Raw genomic sequence first — 14,191 nt, 5'->3', positions numbered from 1 at the left:
GCCGGCGAGAACGTACCGCTGTTGAAATGTTTACAGCAAGAGGCGTGAAAGCAAGGGCAAGAACTTTCACGACCTCTCTTCGACGGGCGGCTCAGCGCTGGCTGGCCGGCTTGACCGGAAGGTCCTCGCGCTTCTCCCCGCAGGAGTAGACGATCTCCACCGCCCCCTCGGGCAGGGCCCGCTGGCTGACGAAGGTCAGGCCGGTCTCGGGGCTGAGGGCGGGGGTCAGCTGCATGCCGCCGCCGAAAAGCATGGGCAGGACGACCAGTTCGAGGCGGTCGAGCGCGCCGAGGGCGTGGAAGGTGCCGATCGTGCGCGGGCCGCCGATGAGGTGGACGTCGCCGCCCCGGTTGGCCGCGCGGAGCTTCTCCAGCAGGCGCACCGGGTCGCTGTCGGTGGTGACGTGGTCCGGGGTGCCCGCCGGGCGGTGCGAGCCGAGCACGAACACGTCGAGGTCGGGCCACGGCCAGCGGCTGTTGGTCAGCGCGGGCTCGAAGGTCGTACGGCCCATGAGCGCGGCCTCGCAGCCGGCCAGGAACTCCCGGATCCCATGGCTTTGGCCGGAGACGAAGGCGGGGTCGGCGGTCAGCGCGGGCCAGCCGTTCGGGGTGGTCACATAGCCGTCGGCACTCATGCTCAGGCGGGCGCGGATCTGCATGGTTCTCTCCTTGAGGCGTCGGGCGCTGTTCGCCCTTCCACCCAAGCGTCGATCGCGCGTCACGCCGATCGACACGCCCGGCAGAAAAATCACCGGGCCCCCGAGGGAGCCCGGTGATCCCCGTATGCGCTCAGGCGGTCGTCCACCACACGGTCGTGTCGGCCGGCACCTTCGCGTCCCCGTCGACCTCGGCGACCTCCCCGCTGGCGAGCAGCAGACGGCCGTACGCCGGAGTCGTCACTGACTCACCGCCGGTGTTGGCGACGCAGACGAACTCGCCGCGCCGGAAGGCGAGGACGCCCTCGGGTGCCCGGAGCCATTCGACCGCGTCGCCGGCGCCCAGGTCGGGCTGGGCGCGGCGGACGGCGAGGGCAGTGCGGTACAGCTCCAGGGTGGAGTCGGGGTCGCCGGTCTGCGCCTCCACGCTCAGCTCCGCCCACTCCGGCGGCTGGGGCAGCCAGCTGCCGCCCGCGCCGAAGCCGTACGACGATCCCTCGCGCGTCCACGGGATCGGCACCCGGCAGCCGTCGCGGAAGCCGTCCTGGCCCGCGCCGCGGAAGTACGCCGGGTCCTGCCGGACCTCGTCGGAGAGGTCGACGACGTCCGGGAGGCCGAGCTCCTCGCCCTGGTAGATGTACGCCGATCCGGGCAGCGCCAGCATGAGCAGCGTGGCGGCGCGGGCGCGGCGCAGCCCCAGCTCCCGGTCCCCCGCCGTGCGGATCTGGGTGCCGAGGCCGGGCGGGTTGGCGAAGCGGGTGGTGTGGCGGGTGACGTCGTGGTTGGAGAGCACCCAGGTGGCCGGGGCGCCGACCGGGCGCATCGCCTCCAGCGTGCGGTCGATGACCTCGCGCAGCTCCTCGGCGTCCCAGGCGGTGCTCAGGTACTGGAAGTTGAAGGCCTGGTGCAGCTCGTCGGGGCGGACGTAGTTCGCGGTGCGCTCGATGGTCGGGGTCCATGCCTCGGCGACGAAGATCCGCCCACCCGTCTCCCGCCCCCGCCCTTCTGAGGAAGGCCCTCCGGGCCCCTTCTTGTTTCCGCTGTACTCGTCGAGGATCAGCCGCCACTGGCGGTAGATCTCGTGCACGCCGTCCTGGTCGAAGAACGGCATGACATCGTTGCCCAGAAGCTTGACCTGGTCGTGGGATCCAAGGTCGGGCAGCCCCTCCGCCTTCACCAGGCCGTGTGCCACGTCGATGCGGAAACCGTCCACGCCCATGTCCAGCCAGAAGCGCAGGATCGAGCGGAACTCGTCGCCGACGGCCGGGTGCTCCCAGTTGAAGTCGGGCTGCTCGGGGGCGAAGAGGTGGAGGTACCACTCCCCGTCCGCGACGCGCGTCCAGGCGGGGCCGCCGAAGATCGACTCCCAGTCGTTGGGCGGGAGTTCGCCGTTCTCGCCCTTGCCGGGCCGGAAGTGGTAGCGGTCCCGGAGCGGAGATCCCGGGCCCTCGGCGACCGCCCGCTTGAACCACTCGTGCTGGTCGGAGGAGTGGTTGGGCACCAGGTCGACGATGGTCCTGAGCCCCAGTGCGCGGGCGTCCCGGATCAGCGCGTCGGCGTCCAGGAGGTTGCCGAACATGGGGTCCACGGCCCGGTAGTCGGCGACGTCGTAGCCGGCGTCGGCCTGCGGGGAGGCGTAGAAGGGGCTGAGCCACACGGCGTCCACGCCGAGGTCGCGCAGGTACGGCAGTCGGGTGCGGATGCCCTCCAGGTCGCCCATGCCGTCGCCGTTGCTGTCGGCGAAGCTGCGCGGGTAGACCTGGTAGATCACCGCGTCCCGCCACCAGTCGCTGCGCTTGGCTTCGGCGGAGTGGGGGGCCGGGGCGAGGGCGGAGTGCTGCTGGCTCATGGCGTCCTTGATGTGTAACGGGTTCATCAGGTCAAAGGTAGGGAGATGGCGAGGCGGCCGCAGTCACAGCGGGGTCGGATGGAGACCACGACCGCCTCGGGTCCTTGGGGGCGCGGGGCTGCATCGATATGCGGCTCCGCCGCGTGGGCGCGATCAGCCACGACGGCGCCGCGGCCGAAAGACAACCGGCACCTACCCCTTCGTGCCGCCGGCAGTAAGCCCGGTGACCAGGTTCTTCTGCACCAGGTAGAAGAACGCCGACACCGGTATCGCGATCAGCACCGCCGTCGCCGCCATCAGGTTCCGCTGGGCGTCGTGCTCGCTCACGAAGCTCTGCAGTCCCACCGCGAAGGTGTACTTCGTGTCGGACAGCATGAACGTCGAGGCGAACGCGACCTCACCGAAGGCCGTGAGGAAGCTGTAGAACGCGGCGACCGCGAGCCCCGGCTTGGCGAGCGGCAGGATCAGCCGCGCGAACGTGCCGAAGGGGGTCAGCCCGTCGACGCGTCCGGCCTCGTCGATCTCGAACGGGATGGTGTCGAAATAGCCCTTGAGCAGCCAGGCGCAGTACGGCACCGCGGTCGTGCAGTACACGAGGATGAGTCCAAGATAGCTGTCGATGAGCTGAAGGTCCGAGAGCATCTGGTACATCGGCACCATGAGTACCGCCACCGGGAACATCTGGGTGACCAGGAGCACCCACATGAACTTCCGGTAGCCCGGAAAGCGCATCCGGGACACGGCGTACCCGGTGGTCGCGGCGATCAGCACACCGATCACGGTCGTGCCGAGCGAGACGATCAGGGAGCTCTTGAGCCAGCTGAAGAACTCGGTGTGCTGGAGGACGAACGAGTAGTTGTCGAACGTCATCTTCTTCCAGATGCCGCCCGGGTGGAGGTAGTCGTCCTTGTCCGGGCCGAGCGACAGGAACACCAGCCAGGCGATCGGGAACAGCGCGATCAGGCTCGCGACGATCAGGATGCCGTGAGAGGCGAGGGAGCCGGCCAGGCTCTGCTCTCCGCGGCGGCGGATCCGGCCGGGTGCCTGTGCGGGGCCGGCCTCCGACACCGTGGCGGAGGTCTCGACTGTGGTCGTACTCATGGGAGCTCCTGCCTCAGATCGCGAGCTGTTGGTCATTGCGGTTCAGCCAGCGGCGGTAGAAGGAGGTGAAGACGATCAGGATGGCCAGCAGCAGGATGCCGTACGCGGCCGACTGCGCGAAGTCACGCGGCTGCTGCCCGAAGCCCAGGTAGTAGGCCCAGGTGACGAGGATCTGCGCGTCGGGCGCGGTGTTGCCGAACAGCAGGAAGATCACGGCGAACTGGTTGAATGTCCAGATGATGCCGAGCAGCACGACGGTGGAGCTGACGCTTCGGAGTCCGGGGAGGGTGACGTACCGGAACCGCTGCCAGGCGGTCGCGCCGTCCATCTCGGCGGCCTCGTACAGCGAGGCGTCGATGGACTGGAGCCCGCCGAGCAGCGAGACCATCATGAACGGCACTCCGCACCAGGTGTTGACCATGATCGCGGCGAACCGCTGCCAGAAGGTGTCCTCCAGCCATGCGGGGCTCGGCAGGTGGAGTGCGTCCAGGGCGGTGTTGATGACGCCGCCGTCGGCGAGCATGAACCGCCAGCCGAAGACGGTGACGAAGGTGGGCACGGCCCAGGGCAGCACCAGGATCAGCCGGTAGAACGTGCGTCCGCGCAGCTTCTGGTTGAGCAGCAGGGCGAGGCCGAGGCCGATGCAGTAGTGCAGGGTCACGCACAGGGCCGTCCAGACGATCGTCCAGATGAAGTGCGACCAGAAGCGGTCGTAGGCCGTGTCGCCCCACAGGATGTCGGCGTAGTTGTCCAGGCCGATGAACTTGTAGGTGGCGTCGATGTGGTTGACGCCGATAGTGCGGGCCGTGTTCAGGCTGTTGGCGTCGGTGAGTGTGAGGTAGACGCCGTAGACCAGGGGGTAGAGCACGAGGACGCCGAGGACGACGGCCACCGGGGTGATCATCGCGTAGGCGTACCAGTGTTTCTGGTAGCTGTGCTTCAGGCGTTGGCCCAGCCCGGGCCGCGGCGCGGGGTCACCGTGGCGCTTGCCGGTGGCGCGGTCGATGGCGACTGTCATGTACGACACCTTCTGGAAGTTCTACGGCTCTGAGAAGTGGCTGCGCACAAGCCGGTGGCCGCCGGATCCCTCCCCCATGACCGGGAGATCCGGCGGCCACGCGGGCTCACTTGCTGAAGTCCGGCACCAGCTTCGCGATGGCGACCTCGGCGTTGCCCAGGCCCTTGTCCAGGGACTCCTTGCCGCCCGCGATGCTGTTCAGCTCGGTGTCGAGCGGGGTCAGCAGGGAGCTGTACTCCGGCAGGGCCGGGCGCGGCTGGGCGCTGGCGAGGACCGTCTGGTAGCCGGCGATGCCCGGGTCGGCCTTGACCTCGGCGGTGTAGGCGTCGTCGCGGGTGGGCAGCGTGGAGTTCTTCAGCGCGATCTCGGTCTGCGACTTCGCGGAGGTCATGAAGCCCACGAACTTCTCTGCCGCCTTCTGGTGGGCGGAGTCCGAGCCGGCGTAGACGGAGAGGTTGTGGCCGCCGGTCGGGGCGCCCGCCTTGCCGGTGGAGCCGGCCGGGACGGTGGCGATGCCGAGGTTGGCCTTGTCCGTGAAGGCCGAGCCCTTGTAGAAGTTGGTGATCTCCCAGGGGCCCTGGATGATCGCGGCGACCTTGCCGTTGACGAACGCGTCCTGGATGTGGGCGTAGGCGTCGGCGGTGGTGTCGGCCTTGTGCAGGCCCTTGCCGGAGAAGAGGCTCAGCCAGGTGCCGTAGCCCTTCTGGGCGGCGTCCGAGTTCACCGTGATCTTCTTGGCGGAGACGTCGACGGTGTCGGTGCCCTCGCCGAAGAGGAAGGTCTGGGCGTAGTAGGCCTGGGTGGAGCCCCAGTAGCCGTCGACGCCGGTCTTCGACTTGATCGTGGCGGCCGCGGTCTTCAGGTCGTCCCAGGTCTTGGGGGCCTCGACGCCGGCCTTCGCGAAGAGCTGCTTGTTGTAGACCAGGGCGAGGGTGTCGGTGACGAAGGGGACGCCGTAGGTCTTGCCGTCGTACTGGGCCTGCTCGATCAGGTTCGGCTTGAACTTGGCCTCGTCCGCCAGGGCCTCGGTGCCGTCGAGGGGCAGGAAGTAGCCCTTCTTGGCGAAGGCGGGGGTCCAGCCGACGTCGGAACGCAGCACGTCCGGGGCGCCGCTCGCGCCGGCCGCGGTGTCGAACTTGTTCTGCGCCTGGTCGAACGGGACGTTGACGTACTTGACCTTGACGTCCTTGTTGGCGGCCTCGAACTCCTTGATCAGGGCCTTGTACGTCGGCGCCTCATTGGTGGCGTTGGAGGTGTCCCACCAGGTGATGGTGACCGGACCGTCGGCCTTGTCGCCGCTGTCGCTTCCGCCGCAGGCCGTCGCCGCGAGGGCGAAAGACGCCACCAGCGCGGTGGCCGCTATGCCACGCCGCATGAGTTCTCCTTGAGGGTGAAAAGCCCGTGTGCTGCGGAGAGAGGCCCCGTCTGCCCTCTCCGTCTACCGACTGCGCCTTTGCGGCCGCCGGGCGAGTGGGAACGTAACAGCGATGCAAGACTTGCGAAAGACCTTGCAGAAAAAAAGTGCAAGAGACGGTGGAAGTTACCCCCTTGTGACCCCTCGTCGACCGCCACGAGACCCTTGTTTTACGGGGCTGAGCGGGGCGACTACAGGTTGTGCAAGACTCTGCAAGCTCTTGCCATCCGCGTCCCGGACAGGAATCATCCCCTTGCGGGACAAGGGGCACCGACCAGAACAGAGGGACCGCGATGACGATACGGCCGGTACAGTCCGGTGCCGTGACCACACGGCTAGCCGACATCGCTGCTCAGGCGGGGGTGAGCGAAGCGACCGTCAGCCGCGTCCTCAACGGGAAGCCGGGTGTCGCCGCCACCACCCGCCAGTCCGTTCTCGCCGCACTCGACGTGCTCGGCTACGAACGCCCGGTGCGGCTGCGGCAGCGCAGCGAGGGCCTGGTGGGCCTGATCACCCCCGAGCTGGAGAACCCGATATTCCCGGCCCTGGCCCAGGTGATCGGCCAGGCGCTGACCCGGCAGGGCTACACCCCGGTCCTCGCCACCCAGACGCCGGGCGGCTCCACGGAGGACGAGCTGACCGAGATGCTCGTCGACCGGGGCGTGGCGGGCATCATCTTCGTCTCCGGGCTGCACGCGGACACCTCGGCGGACATGCAGCGCTACGAGCAGCTGCGGGCGCAGGGTGTGCCGTTCGTGCTCGTGGACGGCTTCTCGCCGAAGGTGCAGGCGCCGTTCATCTCCCCCGACGACCGCGCGGCGATGGCACTGGCGGTGACGCACCTGGTGTCGCTGGGCCACACGAAGATCGGTCTCGCCCTCGGCCCCAAGCGTTTCGTGCCGGTCCAGCGCAAGATCGAGGGCTTCGTGCGTACCATGCAGGACCAGCTCGGGCTCGCCGCGGCGACCGTCGAGGCGGACCTCGTCCAGCACTCGCTGTACACCCTGGAGGGTGGGCAGGCGGCCGCGACTGCCCTCATCGAACGTGACTGCACGGCGGTCGTGTGCGCGAGCGACATGATGGCGCTGGGCGCGATACGGGCGGCCCGGCAGCGGGGCCTCGAGGTCCCCCGGGACGTGTCGGTCGTGGGTTTCGACGACTCCCCGCTGATCGCCTTCACCGACCCGCCGCTGACGACGGTCCGCAAGCCGGTGCCGGCCATGGGACAGGCGGCGGTACGGACCCTGCTGGAGGAGATCGGCGGAACGCCCGCGCCGCACAGCGAGTTCGTGTTCATGCCTGAGCTGGTGGTACGCGGTTCGACGGCTTCGGCCCCTGGGGAGCGCTCTCGTCCGTAGGGCGGAGAAACCATGCCTTCCCCCGTGCGCCGGTAGGAGAACGGGACAGTCTTCTCGTCGTAGGACATGCGACCCGAACCCGACCGCGGGATGATCGGTGGGGTAAGGCGCTTCTGGCAGACTTTGTGTCTATGGGTGACTCGACGGTGACCAGTCTGGAAGACCGCGAGGACGCGGCCGCTCCTGACTCCCTCACGGCCGCGGACCGGCCGGGTCTCCTTCGCCGGCTGCGCACCCCGAGCCGGCCGCGGCTGTGGTTCGAGATCCTGCTGATCGCGGTGAGTTACTGGACGTATTCTCAGATCCGCAATGCGGTGCCGGAGCAGAAGACGGAGGCACTGCGCAACGCCGACTGGATCTGGCGGATGGAGCACCATCTGGGCATCGCGGTCGAGGAGTCCGTCAACCACGCGGTGAACTCGGTGACTTGGCTCGTCGTCGGCATGAACTACTACTACGCGACGCTGCACTTCGTCGTGACGCTGAGCGTCCTGGTCTGGCTCTACCGCAGCCATCCCGGCCGCTACGCGGCGACACGTCTGGTGCTCTTCGCGACGACAGGTGTGGCCCTGGTCGGTTACTACCTGTATCCGCTCGCTCCCCCGCGGTTGATGACCCGCGGCGACTTCGTCGACACGGTCATGGTCCACCAGACCTGGGGCTCGATGGCCTCGGGCGACCTGAAGCACATGTCCAACCAGTACGCCGCGATGCCGTCCATGCACATCGGCTGGTCCCTGTGGTGCGGCCTGACGATCTTCGCGCTGGCGTCGGTGCCCTGGGTGCGTGTCCTGGGCCTCGTCTACCCGGCGGCGACGCTCGTGGTCATCGTCGCCACGGCCAACCACTTCTGGCTCGACGCGGTCGGCGGCATCCTGTGCCTGCTGTTCGGCTACACGGTGGCACGGCTCTGGTACGGGGCGCTGCCGTACGCGCTGCCCAAGGCGGTCCCGGACAGGGGGGCGCGGGACAGGAGGGCCCGGGACCGGAAGGTCTACGCCCCGTAGAACAACTCCTCCACCACGCCCCGGGCCCGCCGCGCGGTCCGCCGGTAGTCGTCCAGCATGTCCCCCGCATGGCCCGGCCCGTACCCCAGGTACCGCCCGACGGCGGCGAGCTCACGTGCCTCGGTCGGAAAGGTGTCCCCGGCCCGTCCCCGCACCAGCATCACCGCGTTGCGCACCCGGGTCGCCAGCACCCACGCCTCGTCGAGGACCTGGGTCTCGTCCGCGGAGAGGAACCTGGCGTCCCGCGCGGCGGTGAGGGCGGCGCGGGTACGGGTCGTGCGCAGCCCCGGCACCTGCGATCCGTGCCGCATCTGGAGCAGCTGGACCGTCCACTCGACATCCGACAGCCCGCCGGGCCCGAGCTTGGTGTGCAGTTTCGGGTCGGCGCCGCGCGGCATCCGCTCGGACTCCATGCGTGCCTTGAGCCGCCGGATCTCGCGTACGGCGTCGTCGCCGAGGCCGTCCGCCGGATGGCGCAGGGGGTCGATGAGCTCGATGAAGCGGCGGCCCAGCTCCTCGTCCCCGGCGACCGGTTCGGCCCGCAGCAGCGCCTGTGACTCCCAGACGAGCGACCAGCGGCGGTAGTAGGCCGCGTACGACGTCAGCGTGCGCACCAGCGGCCCGGACTTGCCCTCCGGACGCAGGTCGGCGTCGATCAGCAGCGGCGGGTCGGCGCTGGGGATCTGGAGCAGGCGGCGCATCTCGGAGACGACCTTGTTGGCAGCCTGGGAGGCCTCCCGCTCGTCGACGCCGTCGCGCGGTTCGTGCACGAACAGGACGTCCGCGTCGGAGCCGTAGCCGAGTTCGTGACCGCCGAAGCGGCCCATGCCGATGACGGCGAACCGGGTCGGCAGGGTGTCCCCCCAGCCGTCCCGCACGACCGCGCGCAGGGTGCCGGCCAGCGTCGCGGCGGTCAGCTCGGACACGGCGGCGCCGACGCGGTCCACCAGGGCGCCCTGGTCCGGTTCGGCGGGCTGGGTCTCGGTGCCGTAGGAGCCGACGATGTCCGCGGCGGCCGTACGGAAGAGTTCCCGGCGGCGGACTCCGCGGGCGGCCGTGACACCCTGGACGGCGCCGTCGGCGCGACCGACCGCGGCGAGGATCTCCTGTTCGAGGCCGGCGCGCCCGCGCGGAGCGAGCCCGCCGCCGTCGCCGTCCCCGAGGAGCGCCACGGCCTCGGGGGCGCGCATCAGCAGGTCGGGGGCGAGACGGCCGGCGGACAGCACACGCGCGAGGTTCTCGGCGGCGGCACCCTCGTCGCGGAGGAGGCGCAGATACCAGGGGGTCTTGCCCAACGCGTCCGACACCTTGCGGAAGTTGAGCAGTCCGGCGTCCGGGTCGGCGGACTCGGCGAACCAACCCAGCAGTACGGGAAGGAGGGTGCGCTGGATGGCCGCCTTGCGGGTGACGCCGGAGGCGAGGGCCTCCAGATGGCGCAGGGCGGAGGCGGGATCGGCGTACCCGAGCGCGACCAGCCGCTCCCGTGCCGCCCCGGCGCTCAACCTGATCTCGCCGGGCCCGAGTTGGGCCACGGCGTCCAGCAGCGGCCGGTAGAACAGCTTCTCGTGCAGGCGTCGTACGACGGAGGCGTGCCGCTTCCACTCGCGGTTCAGGTCGGTCACCGGGTCGGCGCGCAGGCCCAGGGAGCGGCCGAGGCGCCGCAGGTCGGCCTCGTCCTCGGGGACGAGGTGGGTGCGGCGCAACCGGTAGAGCTGGATGCGGTGCTCCATGGAGCGCAGGAAGCGGTAGGCGTCGTCGAGCTGGGCGGCGTCGGCCCGGCCGACGTAGCCGCCGGCGGCGAGGGCGTGCAGGGCGTTGAGGGTGGTGCCGCTGCGCAGCGAGCCGTCCTCGCGGCCGTGCACCAACTGCAGGAGCTGCACGGCGAATTCGACGTCCCTCAGGCCGCCGGGACCGAGCTTCAGCTGCCGGTCGAGCTCGGCGACGGGGATGTTCTCGACCACCCTCCGCCGCATCTTCTGCACGTCGGCGACGAAGTTCTCGCGCTCGGCGGCCTTCCAGACGAGGGGTTCGAGGGCCGCGACGTACTCCTCGCCCAGCTCCAGGTCGCCGGCGACCGGGCGGGCCTTGAGCAGGGCCTGGAACTCCCAGGTCTTGGCCCAGCGCTGGTAGTAGGCGAGGTGGCTGGAGAGGGTGCGCACCAGCGGGCCGTTCCTGCCCTCGGGCCGCAGATTGGCGTCGACGGGCCAGATGGACCCCTCGACGGTGGTCTCGGAGCAGACGCGCATCATGTGCGAGGCGAGCTTGGTGGCGGCGCGCAGGGCCTTGCCCTCGTCGGCCCCGTCGATCGCCTCGCCCACGAAGATCACGTCGACGTCGGAGACGTAGTTGAGTTCGTGGCCGCCGCACTTGCCCATCGCGATCACCGCGAGCCGGCACAGTGCCGCGTCCTCGGGCGTGGCCGCCCGCGCTATGGCCAGCGCAGCGCGCAGGGTGGCGGTGGCGAGGTCGGCGAGTTCGGCGGCGGTCTCGGCGAGGTCGGTGGTACCGCACACGTCACGGGCGGCGATCGACAGCAGACAGCGCCGGTAGGCGACGCGCAGGGCGACGGGGTCGGTGGCCTCGGCGAGCCCGCGTTCGAACTCCTCGACGCCGGGGTGCAGGTCCCGCGGCTCGTAGGTGACGAGGGCGTGCCAGTCGCCGGGGTGCCGGGCCAGGTGCTCGGCGAGCGCCTCGGACGCGCCGAGCACCCCGAGCAGCCGGTCGCGGAACGGCTTCGCCGCTATCACGGTGTCGAGCAGCTCCCGGTCGGGCTGCGCCTCCAGGAGCCTTACGAGGCCGTGCAGGGCGAGATCGGGGTCGGCGGTCGCGCCGAGCGCCTCCAGCAGCACCGGGTCGTTGCGTACGCCGCTCAGCTCCGCGCTCTCCAGCAGCCGCTCGGCAGCCGAGGGATCGGTGAAACCGTGCCGCAGCAGCCGCGTGAAGGTACTGCTCCTGCGTCCCGGCGCCGCCGTCATCCCGGCCTCCCGTCCGATCAAGGTCGTATCGACTGAGCCTAACCGGAGAGCCGGTGATGAGCGCCGGGCTGTGGATGCCGTTGCCACACCTGCCGCCCCGACGGACCGAGAAGCGGCGGCCGGGGCCGTGCGGGGCGCGGGCGCCGACCGAGGTGCCGGTGACGTTGATACACGCGCGCCCCCGAGGGCCGAGGAACGTTAGCCGAGACCCCGTACGGGCGCCCGGGCACCGAGTGGAGCGCGGGCGGCCGGCCGGACCGACGGTGGCGCGGGTACACCCACGCCCCGACCGACCGAGCGACGGCGGCCCGGATCTCGTGCGGGGTCGCGGGGGCTCGGGCCGGGGCGTGGTCCCGCCGTCGGGCAGATCGTCGTCCTCCCCGCATCCGGGGTACCCCTTGGGCAGACTGGAAGTGTCGAGCCGGACCGCCGCGGTGGCCCGGGTGTCCCCGAGCCGGAGGCCCTGTGATGACCGAGAAGGAACCCGAGACCCGCCTCGACCCGCGCTACAGCGACCCCGACGCCACGGCACACTCCTGGGCCGACGCGAAGTCGCTGCTGGCCTCCGCCGAACTTTTCTGGATCTCCACGGTACGGCCGGACGGGCGGCCGCACGTCACGCCGCTGCCGGGCGTGTGGGCGCACGACGCACTGCACTTCTGCACCGGCCCCGAGGAGCGCAAGGCGAAGAACCTCGCGCACAACGCGCACGTGACGCTGACGACCGGCACCAACATCTGGGACAAGGGCTACGACCTCGTGGTGGAGGGCGAGGCGGTGCGGGTCTCCGACGACACGAGGCTGCGCGAGCTGGCCGCGGCGTGGGAGGCCAAGTACGGGGACTTCTGGCGCTTCGAGGTGCGGGACGGCTACTTCCATCACGGACCAGGACACGCCGTCGTCTATGCGGTGGCGCCGCGCACGGTTTTCGGCTTCGGTAAGGGACAGCCGTTCAGCCAGACGCGGTGGCGCTTCTGAGAACGGCCCTCTGTACTGACGTCGACAAGGGAGTCACGCCATGGACATGAGCCTCGAAGTGATCATGCTGCCGGTCACGGACGTCGACCGCGCCAAGGAGTTCTACCGCGACAAGGTCGGTTTCCACGTGGATCTGGACGGCGAGGTGATGGAGGGCGTCCGCATCTGCCAGCTGACCCCGCCCGGCTCCGGCTGTTCCATCGCCCTGGTCGACGGCCTCCAGGTCCCGACGGGAGCTCCGCAGCCCGGCACGTACCACGGCATGCAACTGTGCGTGACGGACGCGAAGGCGGCGTACGAGGAACTCACCTCCCGCGGCCTGGACGTCAGCGAGCCGGTCCAGTTCGCCCCGCAGGACGGCGCCACCTTCATGTACTTCAAGGACCCGGACGGCAACGGCTGGGCGATCCAGGAGTACAAGCGCCGGGAGACGGAGCCGCTGCACCGGGTCCTGGCACAGCAGGCGGCTCAGTAGCTCACCTGTAGGGGCGCGGGGAACTGCGCGACAAGCCCCCCACCGGGCGCCAACCGTCGCGACAACCCCACGCCCCTACGGCGGAGCCCTACAGCACCGCCAGGTTCTTCCGCAGCTCGAACGCGGTGACCTCGCTGCGGTACTCCTCCCACTCCTGGCGCTTGTTGCGGAGGAAGTGGCGTCGGCCCTGAGCGACCTCATCCGATCGACGTTGGCGCGGCACGGATCAGCGGTCGAACGGTTGTCATTGGTCGTTGATGGTCACTGTGGGCCCCCTTGGACGGCCCACAGACGGCCCGGCGGCACCGCAACCCTCCGTCAGGGCTGGAGCCAGTCGATCAGCCAACGCTATCGCTCGTACGCCTCCAGAGACGAAGCCGCTCACGCCGGCACGGACCAGAGTCTGGCGTTCTGGGCTGTTCTCACCAGCTCCAGGGAAGCACCAAAAGAGAACGGGCTCTGTCCCTCGAACTATGAGGACCTCTTGCCCGAGAGCCTGGCGGCCGTCGGCGGCGGTGGGTTACGGCATTGCCGCGAATTTCTCCCGATGGTCTCGGGCCCACTGCTCGAACGTGCGCGCCGGTCGGCCGAGCACCTGCGGCACGTGGTCGGTGACGTAGGCCGCACCGCCAGCGCGCGCCCAGCCGATGCCAGTGCTCATCCCGGGCGGCAACTGGTCGAGCGCATTCGTCTCGGTGATCTTGACCGGCCGTTCCAGCACGCGCTCCAGGATCGCCGCCTGGTCTGCGAATGTCAGCAGCTCTGGCCCGGTCAGGTCGTACCGCTGTCCGTCGTGCGCATCGCTGGTCATGGCGGCGACGGCGACCGCTGCCACGTCCCTCGGGTCCACGATGGCCTGCCGGGAGTCGCCGACGAGGTTCGGGATCGGCTCTCCGGACTGGATCAGCGCCCGGTACCACAAGAAGTTGGAGGCGAAGCTCGGCGGGCGGAGCATCGTCCACATGAGCCCGCTGGCCTCGATCGCCTTCTCCGCGGCGAGGTGCCACGCGCCGACGGTCGCCCCGTCGAACCGCTCGCCGCTGCCGATGGCGGACAGCTTGACGATCTTACGGAGGCCCGCCGCCCGAGCGGCCGTGACCAGGGCGATGTCATGGTCCGCGGTCGGCACGGGGGGCACGGTTACGAGGAAGACCGTGTCGACGTCGGCCACCGCGCGCGTCAGAGACGCCGGGTCGTCGAAGTCGGCCCGCACCCCGCCGGGTCGCTCGCGGCGGGACATCGCCCGGAACGGCACGCCCCGTTCGGTGAGCAGACGGACGACGTGACTACCGATGGTGCCGGTGGCACCGGTAACAAGGATCATGTCCCGACGATCGCATCGCTCTCACGCCGCGTGATAG

General features: G+C 69.9%; 12 protein-coding genes. 4 read left to right on the top strand and 8 right to left on the bottom strand.

Features of this window, described 5'->3' with window-relative positions; translation table 11 throughout:
• Positions 1-91: 91 nt before the first annotated feature.
• The 5 genes from ABZT06_RS10705 to ABZT06_RS10685 all read right to left on the bottom strand — a co-directional run bounded on the left by ABZT06_RS10705 (position 92) and on the right by ABZT06_RS10685 (position 5,998).
• A complete protein-coding gene (locus tag ABZT06_RS10705; protein ID WP_355737965.1) occupies positions 92-658 on the bottom strand; it encodes a dihydrofolate reductase family protein in 567 nt (188 codons plus the stop codon).
• 130 nt (positions 659-788) lie between these two features.
• Positions 789-2,504, bottom strand: a complete 1,716-nt coding sequence (locus ABZT06_RS10700) for a glycoside hydrolase family 13 protein (protein ID WP_355738290.1) — start codon at positions 2,502-2,504, stop codon at positions 789-791.
• A 192-nt stretch (positions 2,505-2,696) separates the two neighbouring features.
• The gene (locus ABZT06_RS10695) at positions 2,697-3,605 is read right to left on the bottom strand and encodes an ABC transporter permease subunit (RefSeq protein WP_355737963.1); all 909 of its coding nucleotides are present in this window, start codon (positions 3,603-3,605) and stop codon (positions 2,697-2,699) included.
• A 13-nt stretch (positions 3,606-3,618) separates the two neighbouring features.
• A complete protein-coding gene (locus ABZT06_RS10690; RefSeq protein ID WP_355737960.1) occupies positions 3,619-4,623 on the bottom strand; it encodes a sugar ABC transporter permease in 1,005 nt (334 codons plus the stop codon).
• A gap of 106 nt (positions 4,624-4,729) precedes the next feature.
• Entirely contained in the window at positions 4,730-5,998 is a 1,269-nt protein-coding gene (locus tag ABZT06_RS10685; RefSeq protein WP_355737957.1) for an extracellular solute-binding protein, read from the bottom strand.
• A gap of 362 nt (positions 5,999-6,360) precedes the next feature.
• On the opposite strand from ABZT06_RS10685, the gene ABZT06_RS10680 reads away from it, so the two are divergent.
• Together ABZT06_RS10680 and ABZT06_RS10675 are read left to right on the top strand one after the other, a co-directional pair.
• Positions 6,361-7,395 (top strand): LacI family DNA-binding transcriptional regulator, encoded by a 1,035-nt coding sequence (locus ABZT06_RS10680; RefSeq protein ID WP_355737955.1) that lies wholly within the window; start codon positions 6,361-6,363, stop codon positions 7,393-7,395.
• 131 nt (positions 7,396-7,526) lie between these two features.
• Positions 7,527-8,402, top strand: coding sequence for a phosphatase PAP2 family protein (locus ABZT06_RS10675; RefSeq protein ID WP_355737953.1), 876 nt, complete (start codon positions 7,527-7,529; stop codon positions 8,400-8,402).
• Here the strand turns inward: ABZT06_RS10675 and ABZT06_RS10670 are convergent.
• Positions 8,390-11,377: a bifunctional [glutamine synthetase] adenylyltransferase/[glutamine synthetase]-adenylyl-L-tyrosine phosphorylase gene (locus tag ABZT06_RS10670; protein WP_355737950.1), complete on the bottom strand. Its 2,988-nt coding sequence runs from the start codon at positions 11,375-11,377 to the stop codon at positions 8,390-8,392. The two genes, ABZT06_RS10675 and ABZT06_RS10670, sit on opposite strands and share 13 nt — an antisense overlap.
• A gap of 468 nt (positions 11,378-11,845) precedes the next feature.
• On the opposite strand from ABZT06_RS10670, the gene ABZT06_RS10665 reads away from it, so the two are divergent.
• The gene (locus ABZT06_RS10665) at positions 11,846-12,355 is read left to right on the top strand and encodes a pyridoxamine 5'-phosphate oxidase family protein (protein WP_355737948.1); all 510 of its coding nucleotides are present in this window, start codon (positions 11,846-11,848) and stop codon (positions 12,353-12,355) included.
• A gap of 40 nt (positions 12,356-12,395) precedes the next feature.
• Positions 12,396-12,830: a VOC family protein gene (locus ABZT06_RS10660; protein ID WP_355737944.1), complete on the top strand. Its 435-nt coding sequence runs from the start codon at positions 12,396-12,398 to the stop codon at positions 12,828-12,830.
• A gap of 88 nt (positions 12,831-12,918) precedes the next feature.
• On the opposite strand, the gene ABZT06_RS10655 is transcribed toward ABZT06_RS10660, so the two are convergent.
• On the bottom strand, positions 12,919-13,053 hold the full coding sequence (locus ABZT06_RS10655) for a glutamine synthetase (protein ID WP_355737941.1): 135 nt from the start codon (positions 13,051-13,053) through the stop codon (positions 12,919-12,921).
• A 297-nt stretch (positions 13,054-13,350) separates the two neighbouring features.
• Entirely contained in the window at positions 13,351-14,154 is an 804-nt protein-coding gene (locus ABZT06_RS10650) for an NAD(P)H-binding protein (protein ID WP_355737938.1), read from the bottom strand.
• Positions 14,155-14,191: the final 37 nt, after the last annotated feature.

It is taken from the genome of Streptomyces sp. NPDC005483 (genome assembly GCF_040606035.1).
In the GTDB taxonomy this organism is placed as follows: domain Bacteria; phylum Actinomycetota; class Actinomycetes; order Streptomycetales; family Streptomycetaceae; genus Streptomyces.
This window is presented reverse-complemented; position numbering and strand designations above follow the sequence as displayed.